The organism is Thalassotalea sp. SU-HH00458 (assembly GCF_040362795.1).
In the GTDB taxonomy this organism is placed as follows: Bacteria; Pseudomonadota; Gammaproteobacteria; order Enterobacterales; family Alteromonadaceae; genus Thalassotalea_H; species Thalassotalea_H castellviae.
This window is the reverse complement of the sequence record NZ_BAABWW010000003.1, coordinates 185,277-203,913: the sequence shown is the minus strand read 5'-3', so window position 1 is coordinate 203,913 and position 18,637 is coordinate 185,277. Positions and strand designations below refer to the sequence as shown.

Sequence of the window (18,637 nt, the reverse complement as noted above, 5' to 3'; positions counted from 1 at the left end):
CCAACCTTTTTTATGTCTTGATATCATGTAAATGATTAAAGAATACTTTCTAAGGTTAATTCCATCATATCTTTAAAGGTATTTTCACGTTCGTCAGCTGAGGTTTGTTCACCGGTTTTAATATGATCACTGACGGTAAATACGGCTAACGCTTTTTTACCTAATTCAGCCGCAACGCCATATAAACCAGCCGCTTCCATTTCAACCGCTAAAATTCCCATGTCTTCCATTTTTTTAAACATTTCTGGTTGTGGGGTATAGAATAAATCGGCAGTAAATACATTACCTACATGCACTTTTTTATTAATTTTATCAGCGGTATTTACTACTTTTTGTAAAAGTGAAAAATCAGCGCTGGCGGCAAAATCCATGTTGTTAAATCGTTGTCGATTAACATTTGAGTCGGTACTTGCTGTCATGCCAACAATAACATCACGTACTTTAATATCGTCTCTTACTGCGCCACATGAGCCAATGCGAATGATATTTTCTACACCGTACTCTTTATATAATTCTGTTGCGTATATTGAGATTGATGGAATACCCATGCCTGAGCCCATCACGGAAATTGGTTTGCCTTTATAAGTGCCGGTGTAACCGAACATATTGCGCACACGGGTAATACACTTTGCGTCGTCTAAAAAGTTTTCGGCAATAAATTTTGCTCTAAGTGGGTCGCCCGGCATTAAAACCGTTTTTGCGAATTCATTTTCTTTTGCTTCTATATGGGGTGTTGCCATGAGATATAACCTTATAATTACTTATATTTTTATGTCTCAGTAAGTTTCTAGCCAGCGCATTAGTATGTGCAAGCTGCTATCAAGGGTGTTTTACTGAAGGGTGTTAGTTTTACTTTTGTTATTCTAGTTGATTTTAGAATTTATACCTGTTTATTTTAACTAAAAAAGCGTTCGATAATCCAGCTATAAGCCATTCCGCCTAAATAAATGCCGACAATTCCTGCAATACCAGATAACACGGGTGGTGCAGGTAACGGTAATTTAATTAACGAAAATAAAATGCCGACGATGGCACCAGCAAATAATGCTAATAATATTTCTGTCATTTAACCTCCTGTTTTTATTGTAAATGGTTAATGAAGTGCGATTGTACATCATTCATTACATGTTAAGCGTTCTTATTTCTTCAATAAATGAAAACGCTTAAGGGACGTATTATTTCAATTTTGTTTTTGTTTTAGCAAGGTTTGTTTTTCGTTTTCAGATAAAAAACTCGCGTTCAGTGCGTTTTGTTGTAATTGACTAATTTGGCTATCATTTAACTTTAATTTGCTTGATGCTAGATTAAATTCATGTTTTAACTCGATATTTTGCACCGCAGGATCATCAGTATTTAAGCAGACCAATAACTCATTGGCTAAAAATGTTTTGATAGGGTGATTGTCTATATCGGTCACGGTTCCCGTTTGATAATTTGAAGTAATACAAGATTCAATAGCAATGTCGTTGTCACGCATATAATCCATTAGTTTATTGTCGTGCTGACACGCTACTCCATGACCAATTCTATTCGCGTTTAACCCTTGTATTGCCTGCCAAATACTTTCGCTACCAGCTGCTTCACCTGCATGAACCGTGACTTGCAGGTCTGCTTTTGTAACTTGCTTGAAATGTTCAACAAATAATTCGCCAGGAAAGTTATATTCATCACCGGCTAAATCTACGGCGGTGATTGCCTGCTTATGAGCGAGGATAGCGTTTAATTCATGCTGACATTTTTCAACACCAAAGGTTCGGCTTAAAATACCAATTAAATTAATTTTGACATCAAACTCTTTCATGCCTAATCGAACGCCATCAATCACTGCAGCAACGACATCAGCCGTGTTTAATTGATGACTTTTTGCCATGTAATAGGGGGAGAACCTTAGCTCAGCGTAATTAATCCCTGCGTTAAAGGCATCTTCGACATTTTCATAGGCAATGCGTTTACAATCGTCTAAAGTTTTTAATACAGCAACTCCCCAATCTAATTTTTGCAAGAAAGCTAACAAGTTTGATTCGCTGTCAATGATCTGTACATAGGGAATAAAGTCGTCAAACTGCTCAACAGGTAATACAATTTCGTGTTTATGAGCAAGTTCCCAGATGGTTTTTGCTCGAATATTACCATCTAAGTGACGATGTAAATCGATTAGAGGTAATGTCGGATTTATCATAATTTTCATTCCTTTTTCATGATAAGCGAACCCTTGTTCTTTAAAGGGATAATATATTCTTTATTATATCGTCTTTTCACTATTTTATGTTGGTATTAGTACTATAACACTGCTAAATTAATGGTGGGTTAATCATCTAGGCGTCTAGACGTAAATATAAGATTAAATGAATTAAAAAAGTAAGCTGTAAGCAAGAAGAGAAATGACTATGTCCTACCAAAATGACGATGTTCGTATCGCAAAAATCAAAGAATTATTACCACCAGTTGCTTTATTGGAACGATTTCCTGCATCAGAAAAAGCTTCTAAAACGATTTTTTCTGCTAGAAATGCGATCAGCAAAATATTTAATCATCAAGATGATCGAGTGCTTGTCGTTATTGGTCCTTGTTCTATTCATGATACAAAAGCCGCGATAGAGTACGGCGAAAAGTTAGTGCAACTGCGTGAAAAATATAAAGAAAATTTAGAAATTGTCATGCGTGTTTATTTTGAAAAACCACGAACTACCGTTGGTTGGAAAGGGTTGATCAATGACCCTTATATGGATAACAGTTTTCATTTAAACGATGGGTTACGCATTGGACGTAAGCTATTAACCGATTTAAATGATATGGGATTACCGACCGCTGGTGAGTTTTTAGATATGATCACTCCTCAATATATTGGTGATTTAATGTGTTGGGGCGCAATAGGTGCACGTACGACTGAAAGTCAGGTTCATCGTGAACTCGCGTCTGGCTTGTCTTGTCCTGTTGGTTTTAAAAATGGTACCGATGGTACGATTAAAATAGCGATAGATGCCATTGGTTCAGCAAGTGCATCGCATCATTTTTTGTCGGTTACAAAATTTGGCCACTCAGCAATCGTGCAAACTACGGGTAATAAAGATTGCCACATTATTTTACGTGGTGGGAAAACGCCAAATTATGATGCACAAAGCGTTAAGCAAGTGACGGATCAATTATCCGCCTCAAAATTAAATTCCAAAATTATGATAGATTTTAGTCATGGTAATTCCAGTAAAAAGTTTGAAAATCAAATGAAGGTTTGTGACGACGTTAGCGCACAAATAGCCTCGGGGAATGACAATATTTTTGGGGTCATGGTTGAAAGTCATTTAGTTGAAGGCCGTCAAGACATGGTCAATGGTGAAATTAAGACGTACGGACAATCTATCACTGATGCCTGTATTGGATGGAGTGATACCGAAAAGTTATTAGCACAATTAAATGAAGCGGTTGGACAAAGACGAAACGTGTAACGAACTCAATATCAATAATTTAGTCAAAACGCATCCTTTGGATGCGTTTTTTATACCTTTGTGAGATTAAAATTAACTGTTAGCCTGATTATTATTACTTTTCTGCAGGGATAAACTCACCTTGAACGGCTTGTTTGATTCGCCCATTATCTAAATTTTCTAACCAACTTATATAATCATCAATGGCAAGAGGTTTTGCGTAGTAATACCCTTGGCCAATATCACAGCCAAAGCTTCTTAAAGTATCTTCATCAGCTTGACTATTGATACCTTCGGCAACAACTTCTAACCCTAAACCTTTCGCCATTTTTACTGTCGCTTCGGCGATGATTTTGCGTTTGCGGTCATCATTAACATTCTCTACAAATTGTCGGTCCACTTTCAATTCTTGAAATGGTAAATTACTTACTTGTGACATTGATGAATACCCTGTACCAAAATCATCAATACTGATAGTAATACCTAAATCGACAAGCTTCTCAAGTAATGAAAGTGATTGTTCGTTATAAGCGAAAGAAGCTGATTCGGTTAATTCAAAAATTAATTTATCAGCAGAAATTGTAGAGTCTTCAATAATATCAATTACCTGCGTAAAAAAGTGTTGTGAAGCAATGTCTTTACCACTAATGTTTATTGATATCATATGGTTAAAACCATAATCATGAGAGATAAGGTACTGTTGTTGTAGTGCTGTTTTAACGACCCATAAGGTTAATTGATTAATTAATCCCATATCTTCAGCAATAGGAATGAATACTGTGGGAGGAATATACCCTTGTGTGGGGTGATTCCAACGGATCAAACACTCACTGCTACACACTCTTAAAGTGCTTAAATCGATTTGAGCTTGATGAAATACTTCCAATTGATTGTTTTCTATTGCAGATTGTAATTCGCTGGTTAATTGTAAAAAGTAGGTGTTTTCCTTTGTTGAATTATCTTCGAAATAGCTCCATTTTTGATGGAGCGATTCTGCATTATTCGCGGCAAGGAGAGCTTGATTAATGAGTTGATGACTTTTCTTGGTTTGTTCTGAAAATACCGAAATACCAACAACCGCGGAAAGGGGAAGTTTAATGGATTTAATCTGATAATTGTCTGCCACCGTTTGTTGAATTGCATCAATAAGCTCATCGATAGATTGTTGTTTTTGTTTTATATCGATGATGATCATTAAAGCATTGTTGTTGATTAAACAGATTTTTTCGCCTTTTTCCGTTAGCGCGTATACCTTATCGTTAAATTGAAACAAGGAAGAAAGTTTATAAAATAGCTTTTGGTATAACTCGGTCAATATTGCATCATCTATGTATAAGCTGACTTTTTCTATATGCTCAGGTTTTATTGCTAAGACCTTGAAATCTTGATTTTTTTGTTTAATTAATTGATTAATAAAACTTTCAATATTTGATTTCCTCGGTAAACCACTACTGATGTGATAAGTAATATCGTTCAATCTATCTTTTTCATTGCGCTTCATTCGTTCTGCAAGGGCAAATGCCATTAAAGTTAATTCAATTAAAATAGCAAAGAGAAAAGCATTTCGAGTGATAAATGAATACTCTAGATAATTAAGTAAAACTAGTGGCTGTATTGCAGCTCCAATAAATAAAGGAACCCAAGATAAGAGATAATATTTTGCCCAAGAAAAATCTTGATGAAGTCGCCTTAGCAACATATACAAAGCAAAAAAATAAAAGATAGGCTGAATTGAGAAAAACAGTTTTGTTTGAGCGATGGTATCAAGTGTTAATGAATAAAATGAGCATATACCTAGTAAAGCGGTTAACACTAAACCTATTTGATAGGTTTTGTTATTTTGTTGATCATAACGAAGAAATAGTAAGGTAAATACCAGTAAAAATATCACCAGATAATAATCGATAAACAATAAATATTGATTAATAAATGCTTGAACTGATGCGCTAAAAATGAAGTAACCAAAACCCGTTAAGCTAGATAACACAAAAAAGGCAGATAATAAGTAACCAATATAAACCAGATAAACTTTGTCTTTTATCGCAAAAAATAGCACTAAATTATACATTGCCATTAAAATCGCTAAGCCAATAAATGCCCCATAAAATATCTGTGCGTATAACATTCTTTGTGAAAAATCATCATTATTTAGTACCATTAAAGGTACGTTGGGTGGGCCTTGTGTTTCGATTTTTAACAAAAATTCTTTGCTTTGTTTTGACCTTAAATCAAAGGCCAAGTGTGGGTAAACTTTGTGTAAACTGTATTTGCCTTTTTCACTTGCTAATAAATCGGTATGAATGGGTGCTTGTTTAATGCCGTAAGTTTTATTGGGCTGATAAATATCAAAAACATCCAACATACTATTATCGGCATACAACACGAGAGGCAGTGATTGGTTGGTTTTATTCGCAACTTGTATTTTTATCCAATAAGTATGCTTTGCTAATTCAAAGGGAATTTCATTCAGTGCAACTGGCGTAAATAATTGCTGCTGATTGTTTATATCAGCAAGCTTGATGTTATTCGATTGATCAATAAAATAGCTTGATGTTACCGAAAATGCTTGATTGCTTATTTGCTTATCGTCGATAGCAATGAGTCGTGAAGTGACATTAACTAAGATGAATGTAATTAAGAGTAAAATGATCACTATCGCTACATTCTGTATCATCCTTAATATTTTTTTTAAAAACACGCGATTGCTCTTACTCTGAGATAGTTAATAAGTTGCTTTAACTGTAGCAAAATTATCAATATTTTGGGAATTTATCATTTTATCCGTTTTCAGCTAAAGTAACCATGGCGTTGAAGTGAGAAATATTAAATAACTTTGACAGAAGACTGAACATTCGTTTGTCATCACGAGTGTTTATCTTCATCGAGTTTATTGAAAACGGCTAACTCAGCTTGTTAATTTTTTCTAGCACACATTATATTTTCTAGTAAGTAAGCTTAAGAGATTAACGTAAAAATAAAATTGAATAAAACTTTACGAACACAAGGTAAGTCGACAAAATAGTGGTTATATATCCCTGAAAACATTGATATCATTTAGGGAAAAATTATAGATATTGCATAATAAAATCAAACGGAGATAAAGGTTAAATATATGAGTTTAAAGGAAATAAATAGCATACTTTTTGTTTGTATGGGCAATATATGCCGTTCTCCAAGTGCTGAAGCTGTTTTTAGACATAAAGCACAAGAACATGGTTTAAGCTTACACATTGATTCTGCGGGAACCATAGGTTCACATGCGCGAGAAAAACCGGATCATCGTGCTCAGAAAGCTGGACTTGCTAGAGGTTATTCTTTTGATAATATCAAAGCGCGTAAAGTAACCGTTGATGACTTTGAAAAATTTGATCTTATTTTAGCGATGGATGAACATAATGTTAAAGAATTGCATAAAGTTGCTCCGCCGCATTTAACCGGCAAAATAAAATTATTTTTAGACTTTTCCGCCAACTTTGAAGAAAACGAAGTACCCGATCCTTACTATGGTGGGGCCAAAGGTTTTCAATTCGTATTAGATCTTGTAGAAGATGCTAGCGACGGTTTAATTAAAGAGCTCGTTTAAATGGGATGTTGATTGAAGAGTTAACGAAAAAGCCAAGCACTACGCTTGGCTTTGTTGTTTTAGGCTAAGGTTTATCGAAATAAAGTAAACAATATACCTCGCATTCTTGCAGATGAAAGGGATAGAAAACGTTCGTAATCAATTAATTTTCAATGTTTATTTATTCTTAAACTCGCAGTGCTTTTTCACCTCTTGCAATGCCTACACAACCAGAGCGAACTGATTCAATTATTTCAGTTTCGTGCGCCAAAGTTTTTACAAAAGCATTTAATTTGTCGGCATCACCGGTTAATTGTATGGTGTAAACTTGCTTGCCAATATCGATAATAGAGCCTCTAAAAATATCCGTAACGCGTTTGACTTCTGTGCGCGACTTATCATTCATCGCCAACACTTTAATCAAGAGTAATTCTCGTTCTACATGACTGCGTTCAGTTAAATCTGTAATTTTGATGACATCAATTAATTTATTTACTTGTTTGACAATTTGTTCAAGAACTTTGTCATCGCCTTTTGTCGCAATAGTGATACGAGATAAGCTTTCATCTTCTGTTGGGGCAACGGTTAAACTTTCAATATTAAAAGCACGCTGAGAAAATAAGCCGACGATACGTGATAACGAACCGGGTTCGTTTTCTAATAAAATAGCTAAGATACGACGCATTATGCTTTTACTCCTTTTGTAACCCACATATCATCAACGGCACCATGTTTAATTTGCATAGGATAAACATGTTCATTTTCATCTACGCAAATATCAACAAATACTAAGCGATTTTTAATTGAGAAAGCTTCAGTGAGTTTAGTGTCTAGTTCATCTAAGGTATCAATTTGAATTCCCACATGACCATAAGCTTCTGCTAATTTAACAAAATCAGGAATCGACTCCATATAAGAAGATGAATGACGACCGCCATAAATCATGTCTTGCCATTGTCTCACCATACCTAAAGAACGGTTATTTAACGTAATGATCACCACAGGTAAATTGTATTGCAGACACGTTGACAATTCTTGAATGTTCATTTGAATAGAACCATCACCGGTAATACAAATGACGTGGCTATCTGGAAACGCTAATTTAACGCCCATTGCTGCCGGTAAGCCAAACCCCATAGTGCCTAGCCCGCCAGAATTTATCCATTGTCTAGGTTTAGCAAAGGGATAATACTGCGCTGCGAACATTTGATGTTGACCAACGTCTGAACAAACGTATGCTTCACCTTTGGTAATTTCATACATAGCTTCAACTACACGTTGCGGTTTGATTTTATCATTATCTTGTTGATAACTTACACTTTTAACTGAACGCCATTGTTCTATTTGTTGCCACCAATCATTGAGTACTGCTTGATTAGGCGTAAAGTTAGTCTCTGAAAGTTCATCAATCATTTGTTGAAGAACAATATCGACTAAACCTACTACCGGTATATGAGCATTAATGGTTTTAGAAATTGAAGTAGGGTCAATATCTACATGTACAATTGTCGCATTTGGACAAAACTTTTTAACATTGTTGGTCACTCGATCATCAAAGCGTGCGCCTAGGGCTAAAATAACGTCAGCATTGGCCATCGCTTTATTCGCTTCCAAACTACCATGCATTCCTAACATGCCAATAAAGTTTTTATGCGTGCCTGATAATCCCCCTAAACCCATTAAGGTGTTAGTACAAGGGGCATTTAATGTTTCTACTAGTTGCGTGAGTAATTCAGATGCATTGGCTAAGACGATCCCACCACCTGAATAAACAACTAACCTTTTTGCTTCTGTGATCGCTTGAACTGCTTTTCTAATTTGTTTTGGGTGACCTTTTTTCGTTGGGTTGTAAGAACGCATTTTAACATTGGTTTGAATATGAAATTCTGCTTTATTTTCTGGGATCAGAATATCTTTCGGTAATTCAACCACAACAGGTCCCGGTCGACCAGATTTAGCAATATAAAAAGCTTTAGCAATAACATTTGGGATGTCTTCAACCTTACGACAATTAAAACTGTGTTTAACGATAGGGCGAGAACAACCAACAATATCGGTTTCTTGGAAAGCATCATCACCAATTAAACTCGTTGCAACTTGTCCTGATAAAACCACCATTGGAATCGAATCCATGTAGGCGGTGGCTATACCTGTTACACAATTGGTTGCTCCTGGTCCAGAGGTCGCTAACACTACACCAACTTCGCCAGTCGCTCTTGAGTAACCGTCTGCCATATGCGTTGCGGCTTGTTCATGACGTACGAGAATATGCTCAAAATCATCTTGTTGAAAAATGGCGTCATAAATATCCAATACGCTTCCACCAGGGTAACCAAAGATATATTTAACATCTAATGCGGATAAGGCTTTTACAACCATTTCTGCACCAGTAAATAATGGTGTACTCATAACTATTACCTTTATTATTAACCTATTATTCAATAGGTTTCCTTTGTTAAAACTTCAAAATTTTTATGTTGTTCTAAATATTTAATGATAAAAAAACCCTCGGTCTTATTTAGAGCGAGGGTTTTATAAAATTGTTGTTATTTGATTTTTCTATGCACAACAAACCTCGCGTTTTGGTTTTAAAACCACCACGACTTTGAGGACAACGTTGAGTACATATGATAAGTGCATAAAATTTAAATATTCTATTTGTTTTCTTGGTAAATAATTACAGTAAATACCAATAAAAGTTTATGACTCTATTTTTAAGGCCAAAAGAGGGATCTGTCAACCATTTATTACATTATGACTTAAAACGGTTATATTTTATTTTCATTAAAAATTTCATCTGATTATAACTAGCAACATCAAAAAATATCCTCGGCATTACAGAGATTGCTTCGATGTGAAAGTGTTATTTAAATTTATCAATCAATGGTATGTAAAAACTGACCATTTTACGGATAAATTAAACTTTATGAATTTTATGAAAATTGTTCTACACTCAACAGTATGGCAAATAAAAATTTAATCTAATCAATGTCTAAGTTCATATTTAAGGAAGAGTCGACAGACGACTTTATTGCACCAAAAAAAGTAAATAGTCAAAAAGTTTGGCGAATTTTGGTGGTTGATGATGATGAATCTGTTCATCAAATTACTCGCTTGGTTTTAGCCGATGCGGTAATTGAAAATAGGCGTTTGGATATAGTTTCGGTATATTCCTCCATTGAAGCTAAAGAAATTCTTAAAGATGATTCAAGCTTTTGTATGGCTTTTGTTGATGTTGTTATGGAAACAGACCATGCAGGATTAGAATTGGTTGAATGGATCCGCAAAGAACAACGTAATCAAGCAATTCGTTTAGTGTTACGAACTGGACAAGCGGGGAATGCTCCTGAAGCTACGGTGATTAAAGAGTTTGACATTAATGATTATAAAGAAAAAACAGATTTCACTTCCGGTAAAATGACAACAACTGTTTATGCGAGTATTCGGGCATATCGCGATATCATGACGATTCAGCGTTCGCTTGATGCTTTTAAACAGTTGATAAAATCAACGCACGATCTATTGAAAATAAGCCAGTTTCGTCCCTTTGGCTCTGCGGCCTTAAATCACCTATTAACCTTAATGGATGTTGATAGCTCCGCTTTATATATTGCTAGAAGTCAGCGTGAGTTTGATGAAGAAAGTATTAATCTAATTATTGCTTGTACAGGTAAGTATGTTTGTGAGTCAGATAGTCTCGACGATTCTAAAATCAGCGAAGAGGTTAGGGCATTAATTCGCAAAGCTTTTGATGAAAAATGTCATTTTTCAAGTAGTGATTATTTTGTGGGGTATTATGAAACCTCCGCAGAAGCATCATCTGTTTTATATATAGAATTTGAAGATGATGCCGAGCATTTTAGATCTAATCTTGCTGAACTTTTTGCGACAAATGTTGCACATATTTTAGAAAGCTTGACTAAGCAGCATGAAATTGAGCGAGCACAAAAAGAATTACTCTGTATTGTTGGCGAAGCTATCGAATCAAGAAGTAAAGATACCGGTTTACATGTTCAGCGCGTCTCATCAATTTGTGAATTAATTGCTAAAAAGTTTGGTTTAGATGAAAAACTCGTTGAAGCTATTAAGTTAGCCGCACCATTACATGACCTAGGTAAAATCACCATCCCAGAGCAAATCTTGCATAAAGCAGGAAAGCTCGATGAAAACGAATGGGATATTATGAAAACTCATAGTGAATCTGGCGCGCAATTATTGACAAAATCAAAAGCCAGTATCGCGATGGTAGGGGCGAAATTAGCGCGTTATCATCATGAAAATTGGGATGGAACGGGTTACCCAGAAGGGTTAAAAGGGGAAGCAATTCCAATTGAAGCACGTATTGTCGCTATTGGTGATGTGTTTGATGCTTTAGGATCAGAACGTAGCTACGATAAACCTTGGTCAGCGTCAGAAATCAAAGCTTATATTATTGAACAAAAAGGGAAAAAGTTTCAGCCAGCACTCGTCGATATTATGATTGATAATTTCGATGAGTTTTGGTCTATAAGAAACCGTTTGCCTGATTAATCAATACTCTGAACTCGATGCTTGGCAATGATATTTGCACAATGGCTTACTACGTTATGGGCTATACTGGGTAGTTGGTCTAAATCTAGTGCATCGATAACGTTTTTAACTGCTAATCCTAACTCTGTGTTGCCTTCGATTTTTAAACGTCGTTGAAAAAACAAGGTATCAGGATCTTCTTTTCTACCTGCTATCAATAATAAATCATCGCCATTTGCAAAAAAGCAGACATCTGCTTTTTTGCTATTTTTTGGTGCCATGATCAAGCGATCATTTTGAAAACTTAACAGCCAAGAAATCCCCAAATCATTGATGTTAATGTTTAACCAGCTCCCTTGTAAAAAGTCAAAATCACCCTCGTTAATAGCGTCAGAAAAAATAGAATGTAAAATCGGTAATAAACATGCTTTATGAACAGAGTCAGGAATTCGTGTTAATACCGGTGTTAAAATACTGGGCAAATTGTTTAATAATTTGGCGCCATAATTTGCTGTGAAATGACTACATGGAATGAGATTCCTCACAACGGACCCTTGTTTAAATAAAAGTTTTGGTAGGTGCTATGGTAGCAATAGCGTTCAATTGTTATCTGTTACAGATCAACTTTTAGTGAAAAAGTTCTACAAATAAAAACCGAAAAGTTTGTTTTAAGTCAAACCCTCATCATTGAAAAATCGTTAAATTGCCGCTGGTTATTCTACTGAAAAAAGACGTGTATGGAATTATTATGTCCGGCGGGAAATTTTCCTGCCTTAAAAACAGCAATAAATAACGGCGCAGATGCGGTTTATATTGGTATGAAAGGTGATACTAATGCCAGACACTTTGCCGGATTAAACTTCACAGAAAGTAAATTATTAAAAGCTGTTGACTATGTTCATCAGCGAGAGAAAAAGTTACATGTAGCCATCAATACTTTTGCACATCCCGCAGGTGAAATGCGTTGGCGAAAAGCTGTTGATGATGCCGTTGCCATTGGGTGCGATGCTTTAATCATTGCGGATTTAGGCGTGTTAGATTATGCAGCAAATAAATACCCTGATATCGAGCGACACGTTTCTGTGCAAGCATCTACAACGAATATAGAAGCTATCCGATTTTATCATGAAAACTTTGAAGTAAGTCGTGTGGTGTTACCTCGAGTATTATCTGTGCAACAAGTCAGACAATTAGCCCTTAAAACTCCAGTACCGTTAGAAGTATTCGCTTTTGGTAGTTTATGTATTATGTCGGAAGGGCGGTGTTATTTATCTTCTTATATGACAGGAGAATCTCCTAATACCGTTGGAGCTTGTTCACCAGCTAAATATGTGCGTTGGCAAGACACTGATAAAGGTTTGGAAAGTCGGCTAAATGGTGTATTGATCGACCGTTATCAACCGGATGAAAAGGCTGGATATCCTACGTTATGTAAAGGTAAATTTGCTGTAAATGAAAACGTATATCATGCACTAGAAGAGCCAACCAGTTTAAATACCCTTGCCTTGATCCCTCAACTAGCAAAAATGGGCGTAGTTTCGGTCAAAATAGAGGGCCGACAACGTAGCCCTGCTTATGTTGAACAGATAGCAAAAACATGGCGTAGTGCATTAGATAGTTATCAACGATCTCCCGATAAATTTGAGGTAGAAAGTCGTTGGATGGATTCTTTAGCAAAGTTATCAGAAGGGAAACAAACCACGTTAGGTGCTTATCACCGTCAATGGCAATAATCGATTAAACAAAGAGAGTTAATAATGAAGTTTTCCCTCGGAGCCAGTTTGTTCTTTTGGCCTAAAGATCAAGTTGAAACATTCTATCAGCAAGCAATAAATAGTGAGGCTGATATTATTTATTTAGGTGAAACCGTTTGTTCTAAACGACGAGAGTTGCGCGTAAACGACTGGTTTGAATTAGCTAAACAAGTAGCAAAGTCAGGAAAGCAAGTAGTTATATCAACAATGACTTTATTGGAATCCGCGGCTGAAATTCAAACACTAAAAAAATATTGTACGAATGGTGATTTTTTAATTGAAGCCAATGATCTTAGTGCCGTACAAATATTGCATGAAAATAAACTACCGTTTGTTGCAGGGCCAGCCATGAATTGTTACAACCTTTCAACGTTAAAAGTATTGCTTAGGCAAGGGATGTTCCGCTGGGTTATGCCTGTTGAATTATCGAGTGACTGGCTCAGTTCTTTATTAGAAAAAGCGGAGCAATCTTCGATTCGCAATCAATTTGAATGTGAGGTGTTTTCTTGGGGTTACCTCCCTTTAGCTTATTCTGCCCGATGTTTTACAGCCCGATCAGAAAATCGAGCTAAAGATGACTGTCAATATTGTTGCATTCATTATCCTCAAGGGAGAAAAATGAAGAGTCAGGAAGGTGAACAAGTTTTTACTTTAAATGGCATTCAAACCATGTCCGGCGATCAATATAACTTAGTTAACGAAGTTAATAATATGCAAGCGATTGGTGTTGATATTGTCCGAATAAGTGCCGATAGTGAACAGGCCTTCAATAAGCTAAGCCAATTTAAGCGGCAATTGGTCACCCCGCAATATATTCCATTAGATAAAAACAATGAATGTAATGGTTATTGGCACAAAATTGCTGGGATGGCTAATGTTTAAAAATCTCGGATTAAACCGTGATTAGGCGGATTTATTAAACAAATAAAGCACAGCAGTGCTTAAATTTTTTGCCACTTAAACACAGACAAGGTGCGTTACGTTTTGGTGTAGGCAAGTTACTGTGTTTAATGATATCCCCATCAAGGTAACGCCATTGATCATTTTCTATGAGAAAACGTGACTTTTCTTCCATTAAACAAAAATGCTGAGAATCAAAATATAAAGCTTGAAAATGTACATATGGCAAAACTGGCTTTGTTTGCGAAGTAAATTGCTTGATTGTTATGTGTTCACTGGATAATACGGTTAATTTTAACCAGCTGGTTTGTTGTGCCCATTGAGTGATTTCATTAAGTGATTGGGACTTTCTTGTCGACTCGGCATAGGTCGCATAAATATATTGCGGGATCATAGCCGCATAAGCACTGTATCTAGATCGCATTAACTGTTCTGGTGTTTCTGCAATATTTATCCCTTTGATGATTAACTCACAGCATTGTTTGTACGTTTGTTGGCTGCCACAATAACAATTCATATTTCGATAATAGTCGTTTGTTGAATTTGCTTTTGATTATATCAAGCTTTTATTCATCTTAAGTATATTATTGATTAATATTACTAATTCCTCATTTTGGTACATCCAATTCTTGGTATTAGTGCAATTGCTGTTTATTTTTTAATACAATACAGGCGGTTTGACCTTTTTCAGCAAAATAATTAAGTTGCGCTAGCTCTTCATCTTTTAGTGAAGGGTTACATAAAATTACAGCGGCACAATTACCATTACCTAAAGCAAATTCAATATTCTTGATGTCAATTTTAGTTTTATTGGTGTTCACTTTTAATATTTTACTCGTATCGACATTTGTAGATTTAGATAATGTTGCTAAAGATTGATTCTCTGGGTTGATCATTAAAATCCATTTTTTATTGATTTCATGTTTTCTACAAATATCTTCATACTGATCTGATAATTGATGTGAATTGTCTATGCCTCTAACATCAAGCCAGCTGTTAGTATTGTTTAAGTCAATTGGGTTGTTGATTGTTAAATGATTGATATTCATAGCGTTTACCTTTTTAGATTAATGTAAAACAATATACTGTATATATAAACAGTATATTGTTTTGTACAGTAGATCAAGTCTATTTTTTAATCTTTGTGGAAAAATAATAAAGCTGGTCTATAGTCATTACTTCGCCAACTATTTTTTAATTATTAAGGTATGAAGATGGAGCGGATTACTCCAATTGGACACAATGTCAGGCAAGTAAAAGATTCCTTAGATCATTTACAGGAAGTATTAATTGATGAGAATTATTCAGACGACTCTTTATTAAGACTAAGTCGAGCGCTAAAAGATATTAATGAAGAAGTTGATATGTTGACTACCGTGATGCAAGTAAGTCAATTAAGGAAAATGCCTTAATTCGTTAGAAAGGTTAGGTTATCAATTAAAGACTAAAATGAACTATTTTATACTCTTAGTTATTTTTTTCGAGTTGACTTAATTCGTTAATTCTATTTCTAGTTGTTGTGATATAACATTTTTTAAAAGCTGCTGCCGCACGCGTATCAGGCGAAATATGTAGATATTGCCAACGACAATTATTTTCACGATAAGTAATAAAATTTCGTTGGGAACGTTTAAACATTTCCAGTGCCGAACGTCGGCCTGTTTCAAGGGCGAATTCTTCTAAAATAAAAACTTGGCTATTGATCCATGTTTGTAATTCTCTATCAATCGAATCTTTTACTATATCTAAACACTGAGATAACTCAGTGTTATTACTAAATTGTTTATCACAATCGGTTAATTTTTTCGCTTGATATGCATTCGAATGGCTAGATAAGCAAAGTAGCCCAATAAATAAAAGTTTATATATCAATTTATTCATTATATCGGTAATACTTTTTTATAAGGTTTAACAGTGACACTTTTATACACACCAGCATCTATATATGGGTCTTGATCGGCCCATGATTGAGCATCGTTTAAATTGGCAAATTTTGCAATAATTAATGAGCCGGTGAAGCCCGCATCCCCTGGGTTTTCAGCATCTATTGCGGGGCATGGTCCGGCCACTAACAATCGACCTTCTTGTTGAAGGTCTGTTAGTCTAGCGATATGTTTATCACGCACTTTCATCCGTAAGGGCAAACTGTTTTCGACATCTTCACTATAAATTAAATAATACATGGTAATCCGTTATTAGTTATTTTCTTCGTTAGCTTTGTTTTCATCGTTATCTTGAGGAAGATATTTATACAACGCAAAAACGGTTAAAATAGCAAAGGTAAAGGTTAAGCCCATTAAACCAAATACTTTAAAGTTAACCCAAGTTTCTAAGGGAAAATTATAAGCGATATAAATATTTAAAATAGCACATACCATAAAGAAAATTGCCCAAGCTAAGTTAAGCTTAGTCCAAATATTCTCAGGTAAAGGTAATGACTCGCCCATTAGCTCTTTAATTAAGTTTTTATTAAAAAAGCTCTGACTCACTACTAGCACAATGGCAAATAATGCATTGATGATAGTGACTTTCCATTTAATAAAAGCATCGTCTTGAAAAAATATCGTAAGACCACCGAATACCGCAATTAATGCAAAAAATATCCAATTTCGCTTCGGGATCGGTTGTTTTTTTATCACGTAATATAATATTTGTAAGGCTGAGGTAACGATCAGTGAGCCTGTTGCCCAATACAAATCACCGAATTTGTAGAAAACAAAAAAGATTACTAAGGGCAGGTATTCAAAAATAGCGTGCATGAATGACTTTTCTCATAAAATAGTGGAATTATTCTAACGAATAGCAGATGTTTCTCCAACACTTTATCGTCATTTTTTATCAAAGTAAGGCGAATCATTCAAAGTGAGGGGGCTAAATATTGAAACTCACTCTGAATGAATACGTTTAAATCAAACCTCAATGTGATATTGCTATCACTTTCAGTTATTAAAATTGTTAATAACCAAAAGGGTTATCGATGGAATGTGAAGGCTCTGTGAACCACTTTGGTCCTGATTCTGTCATATAAAAGTGATCTTCTAAGCGTACCCCAAATTCAAACGGAATTACCAGCATAGGTTCATTTGAAAAACACATCCCCTTTGCTAAAGGAGTGCGATCATTACGTACTAAATAGGGCCATTCATGGATGTCTAAGCCAACACCGTGTCCTGTTCTATGAGGGCAACCAGGGGTTTGATAATCAGGCCCCAAGTTTTGGCTAGCAAGATACTCTCTTGCGGCGACATCAACGTCCCCACAAGCGACACCTATTTGTGCTGCATGAAAAGCGGCAAGTTGTGCTTGTTTTTCAATATTCCACATATCACGCTGCTTTTGATTGGCTTCACCATACACATATGTGCGTGTTATATCTGATTTATATCCTTCTACTTGGCAACCAGTATCAATTAATACGATATCGTTTTGTTCAAGTGTTTTAGGCGTTTTCACCCCATGGGGATAAGAGGAATCTTCGCCAAATAAAACAATACAAAAATAAGAACCAGCCGTTGCCCCAACTTTTTTATGTGCGGCATTTATAAAGGCTTCAACTTCTTGAGTAGAAATGCCTGGTGTTAAAATACGAGCGACAGATTTCTGTACGGCCAACGTCATATTTTTTGCTTGTTGCAATAATGCAATTTCATGATCGGACTTTTGTGTTCTACAACCTGCGGTGACAATTTTAGCATCAGAAATCGTTAGTTGTTTATTCAGTGTTGTTACGCCATCAACAATAAAAAATGCTGTTGACTCGTCAAAAGCGATATGACCTTCGCTAATGTCTAGTTTTGCTAAAACATCATTAAATAATTGATAAGGTGACTCATGTTCTTGCCAACCATGAATCGTACCTGCAATTGTCATGTATTGGCGTAATGTATTCACTTCAAAATACGGAGCAATATAGTGAATTTCACCTTCTGAAGGTATAATAGCGCCCACCATTCTTTCGCTTGCATACCATTTTGTGCCGGTAAAATAATATAGATTGGTACCCGCATTCACATAAGTTGCCGCAATATTATGCGCTTTCATTATCTGCTGAGCTTTTTGTATTCTTTGTTGATATTCTGACTCAGTAATTGCTGTAACATTTGCTGTCATATCTGTCAGTTTTGCTAACTCTATCTCTGCGGTTGAACCGCCTACGCCAATTGTCATTTTAACCCCTTTTACTTAGAGAATTTTTATGGAGGCGATTATGCCATGTTATCACAATCAAATTAAAGTATTTTATACAATATACCAAAATAATTGAGCATTAAATGCCATTTATTCATAAATAGTTAAGATGAGTAAAACGTTAAATTTCGAATAAACATTAATTAGCTTTATTCATTAGCTTAATAGGATAAATAATAGACAATATTGTTAGGGTATTATTTAATAAGAAACCTAATGAGGTAAGTTATTATTCAGCTAACGTCATAAATGATATATTAATCCAATGATTGTTTTTTGCATTTAACATTGTTATTCAGGGA

General features: G+C 35.4%; 19 protein-coding genes and 1 pseudogene. 6 read left to right on the top strand and 14 right to left on the bottom strand.

Annotated features, from left to right (window positions below; genetic code table 11):
• Positions 1–35 precede the first annotated feature (35 nt).
• From deoD to add, 3 genes are all read right to left on the bottom strand, one after another.
• Positions 36–740 carry a purine-nucleoside phosphorylase gene (gene deoD, locus ABXH06_RS06175; protein WP_311575899.1) on the bottom strand — a complete coding sequence of 235 codons (705 nt, stop codon included), beginning with the start codon at positions 738–740 and terminating at the stop codon, positions 36–38.
• Positions 741–895: 155 nt separating this feature from the next.
• On the bottom strand, positions 896–1,066 hold the full coding sequence (locus ABXH06_RS06170) for a XapX domain-containing protein (RefSeq protein ID WP_311575896.1): 171 nt from the start codon (positions 1,064–1,066) through the stop codon (positions 896–898).
• Positions 1,067–1,180: 114 nt separating this feature from the next.
• Positions 1,181–2,179, bottom strand: a complete 999-nt coding sequence (gene add, locus ABXH06_RS06165; RefSeq protein ID WP_353517629.1) for an adenosine deaminase — start codon at positions 2,177–2,179, stop codon at positions 1,181–1,183.
• Positions 2,180–2,387: 208 nt separating this feature from the next.
• Between add and aroG the strand changes: the two genes are divergently transcribed.
• Positions 2,388–3,443: a 3-deoxy-7-phosphoheptulonate synthase AroG gene (gene aroG / locus ABXH06_RS06160; RefSeq protein ID WP_353517628.1), complete on the top strand. Its 1,056-nt coding sequence runs from the start codon at positions 2,388–2,390 to the stop codon at positions 3,441–3,443.
• Between the two features lie 94 nt (positions 3,444–3,537).
• On the opposite strand, the gene ABXH06_RS06155 is transcribed toward aroG, so the two are convergent.
• Entirely contained in the window at positions 3,538–6,075 is a 2,538-nt protein-coding gene (locus ABXH06_RS06155) for an EAL domain-containing protein (protein WP_353517627.1), read from the bottom strand.
• Positions 6,076–6,534: 459 nt separating this feature from the next.
• Between ABXH06_RS06155 and ABXH06_RS06150 the strand changes: the two genes are divergently transcribed.
• Positions 6,535–7,005 (top strand): low molecular weight protein-tyrosine-phosphatase, encoded by a 471-nt coding sequence (locus tag ABXH06_RS06150; protein WP_353517626.1) that lies wholly within the window; start codon positions 6,535–6,537, stop codon positions 7,003–7,005.
• Positions 7,006–7,171: 166 nt separating this feature from the next.
• Here the strand turns inward: ABXH06_RS06150 and ilvN are convergent, their stop codons facing one another.
• Both ilvN and ABXH06_RS06140 read right to left on the bottom strand, forming a co-directional pair.
• Positions 7,172–7,669, bottom strand: coding sequence for an acetolactate synthase small subunit (gene ilvN, locus ABXH06_RS06145; RefSeq protein ID WP_303452118.1), 498 nt, complete (start codon positions 7,667–7,669; stop codon positions 7,172–7,174).
• The gene (locus ABXH06_RS06140) at positions 7,669–9,393 is read right to left on the bottom strand and encodes an acetolactate synthase 3 large subunit (protein ID WP_353517625.1); all 1,725 of its coding nucleotides are present in this window, start codon (positions 9,391–9,393) and stop codon (positions 7,669–7,671) included. The genes ilvN and ABXH06_RS06140 overlap by 1 nt, the downstream gene beginning before the upstream one ends.
• Before the next feature lie 579 nt (positions 9,394–9,972).
• Here ABXH06_RS06140 and ABXH06_RS06135 point away from each other — a divergent pair.
• Positions 9,973–11,514 (top strand): HD domain-containing phosphohydrolase, encoded by a 1,542-nt coding sequence (locus ABXH06_RS06135; protein WP_353517624.1) that lies wholly within the window; start codon positions 9,973–9,975, stop codon positions 11,512–11,514.
• Here ABXH06_RS06135 and ubiT read toward each other — a convergent pair.
• A complete protein-coding gene (gene ubiT, locus ABXH06_RS06130; protein WP_311575873.1) occupies positions 11,511–12,038 on the bottom strand; it encodes a ubiquinone anaerobic biosynthesis accessory factor UbiT in 528 nt (175 codons plus the stop codon). The two genes, ABXH06_RS06135 and ubiT, sit on opposite strands and share 4 nt — an antisense overlap.
• A gap of 192 nt (positions 12,039–12,230) precedes the next feature.
• On the opposite strand from ubiT, the gene ubiU reads away from it, so the two are divergent.
• The gene (ubiU, locus tag ABXH06_RS06125) at positions 12,231–13,226 is read left to right on the top strand and encodes a ubiquinone anaerobic biosynthesis protein UbiU (RefSeq protein WP_353517623.1); all 996 of its coding nucleotides are present in this window, start codon (positions 12,231–12,233) and stop codon (positions 13,224–13,226) included.
• 24 nt (positions 13,227–13,250) lie between these two features.
• Positions 13,251–14,129 carry a U32 family peptidase gene (locus tag ABXH06_RS06120; RefSeq protein ID WP_353517622.1) on the top strand — a complete coding sequence of 293 codons (879 nt, stop codon included), beginning with the start codon at positions 13,251–13,253 and terminating at the stop codon, positions 14,127–14,129.
• Positions 14,130–14,163: 34 nt separating this feature from the next.
• Here the strand turns inward: ABXH06_RS06120 and ABXH06_RS06115 are convergent, their stop codons facing one another.
• The 3 genes and pseudogenes from ABXH06_RS06115 to ABXH06_RS06105 form a co-directional block, all read right to left on the bottom strand.
• Positions 14,164–14,595, bottom strand: a complete 432-nt coding sequence (locus tag ABXH06_RS06115; RefSeq protein WP_353517763.1) for a YchJ family protein — start codon at positions 14,593–14,595, stop codon at positions 14,164–14,166.
• 21 nt (positions 14,596–14,616) lie between these two features.
• Positions 14,617–14,670, bottom strand: a pseudogene (locus ABXH06_RS06110) (SEC-C metal-binding domain-containing protein); the annotation flags it as partial.
• A gap of 112 nt (positions 14,671–14,782) precedes the next feature.
• Positions 14,783–15,196, bottom strand: coding sequence for a hypothetical protein (locus ABXH06_RS06105; RefSeq protein WP_353517621.1), 414 nt, complete (start codon positions 15,194–15,196; stop codon positions 14,783–14,785).
• Between the two features lie 165 nt (positions 15,197–15,361).
• Between ABXH06_RS06105 and ABXH06_RS06100 the strand changes: the two genes are divergently transcribed.
• Complete coding sequence (locus ABXH06_RS06100; RefSeq protein ID WP_311575864.1) at positions 15,362–15,559, top strand: hypothetical protein; 198 nt, start codon at positions 15,362–15,364, stop codon at positions 15,557–15,559.
• 55 nt (positions 15,560–15,614) lie between these two features.
• Here ABXH06_RS06100 and ABXH06_RS06095 read toward each other — a convergent pair whose 3' ends face one another.
• The 4 genes from ABXH06_RS06095 to ABXH06_RS06080 form a co-directional block, all read right to left on the bottom strand.
• Positions 15,615–16,028 carry a lysozyme inhibitor LprI family protein gene (locus ABXH06_RS06095; protein ID WP_353517620.1) on the bottom strand — a complete coding sequence of 138 codons (414 nt, stop codon included), beginning with the start codon at positions 16,026–16,028 and terminating at the stop codon, positions 15,615–15,617.
• On the bottom strand, positions 16,028–16,330 hold the full coding sequence (locus ABXH06_RS06090) for a YciI family protein (RefSeq protein ID WP_353517619.1): 303 nt from the start codon (positions 16,328–16,330) through the stop codon (positions 16,028–16,030). Before ABXH06_RS06090 ends, ABXH06_RS06095 begins: the two co-directional genes overlap by 1 nt.
• A 12-nt stretch (positions 16,331–16,342) precedes the next feature.
• Positions 16,343–16,906 carry a septation protein A gene (locus ABXH06_RS06085; protein ID WP_353517618.1) on the bottom strand — a complete coding sequence of 188 codons (564 nt, stop codon included), beginning with the start codon at positions 16,904–16,906 and terminating at the stop codon, positions 16,343–16,345.
• 196 nt (positions 16,907–17,102) lie between these two features.
• On the bottom strand, positions 17,103–18,314 hold the full coding sequence (locus ABXH06_RS06080; protein WP_353517617.1) for a M24 family metallopeptidase: 1,212 nt from the start codon (positions 18,312–18,314) through the stop codon (positions 17,103–17,105).
• Between the last annotated feature and the right edge of the window lie 323 nt (positions 18,315–18,637).

What these genes read in the sequence shown, in the direction of transcription:
- deoD (WP_311575899.1), bottom strand. Translation starts at nt 740, where the DNA reads ATGGCAACACCCCATATAGAAGCAAAAGAAAATGAATTCGCAAAAACG.
- ABXH06_RS06170 (WP_311575896.1), bottom strand. Translation starts at nt 1,066, where the DNA reads ATGACAGAAATATTATTAGCATTATTTGCTGGTGCCATCGTCGGCATT.
- add (WP_353517629.1), bottom strand. Translation starts at nt 2,179, where the DNA reads ATGATAAATCCGACATTACCTCTAATCGATTTACATCGTCACTTAGAT.
- aroG (WP_353517628.1), top strand. Translation starts at nt 2,388, where the DNA reads ATGTCCTACCAAAATGACGATGTTCGTATCGCAAAAATCAAAGAATTA.
- ABXH06_RS06150 (WP_353517626.1), top strand. Translation starts at nt 6,535, where the DNA reads ATGAGTTTAAAGGAAATAAATAGCATACTTTTTGTTTGTATGGGCAAT.
- ilvN (WP_303452118.1), bottom strand. Translation starts at nt 7,669, where the DNA reads ATGCGTCGTATCTTAGCTATTTTATTAGAAAACGAACCCGGTTCGTTA.
- ABXH06_RS06140 (WP_353517625.1), bottom strand. Translation starts at nt 9,393, where the DNA reads ATGAGTACACCATTATTTACTGGTGCAGAAATGGTTGTAAAAGCCTTA.
- ABXH06_RS06135 (WP_353517624.1), top strand. Translation starts at nt 9,973, where the DNA reads ATGTCTAAGTTCATATTTAAGGAAGAGTCGACAGACGACTTTATTGCA.
- ubiU (WP_353517623.1), top strand. Translation starts at nt 12,231, where the DNA reads ATGGAATTATTATGTCCGGCGGGAAATTTTCCTGCCTTAAAAACAGCA.
- ABXH06_RS06120 (WP_353517622.1), top strand. Translation starts at nt 13,251, where the DNA reads ATGAAGTTTTCCCTCGGAGCCAGTTTGTTCTTTTGGCCTAAAGATCAA.
- ABXH06_RS06105 (WP_353517621.1), bottom strand. Translation starts at nt 15,196, where the DNA reads ATGAATATCAATCATTTAACAATCAACAACCCAATTGACTTAAACAAT.
- ABXH06_RS06100 (WP_311575864.1), top strand. Translation starts at nt 15,362, where the DNA reads ATGGAGCGGATTACTCCAATTGGACACAATGTCAGGCAAGTAAAAGAT.
- ABXH06_RS06095 (WP_353517620.1), bottom strand. Translation starts at nt 16,028, where the DNA reads ATGAATAAATTGATATATAAACTTTTATTTATTGGGCTACTTTGCTTA.
- ABXH06_RS06090 (WP_353517619.1), bottom strand. Translation starts at nt 16,330, where the DNA reads ATGTATTATTTAATTTATAGTGAAGATGTCGAAAACAGTTTGCCCTTA.
- ABXH06_RS06085 (WP_353517618.1), bottom strand. Translation starts at nt 16,906, where the DNA reads ATGCACGCTATTTTTGAATACCTGCCCTTAGTAATCTTTTTTGTTTTC.
- ABXH06_RS06080 (WP_353517617.1), bottom strand. Translation starts at nt 18,314, where the DNA reads ATGACAATTGGCGTAGGCGGTTCAACCGCAGAGATAGAGTTAGCAAAA.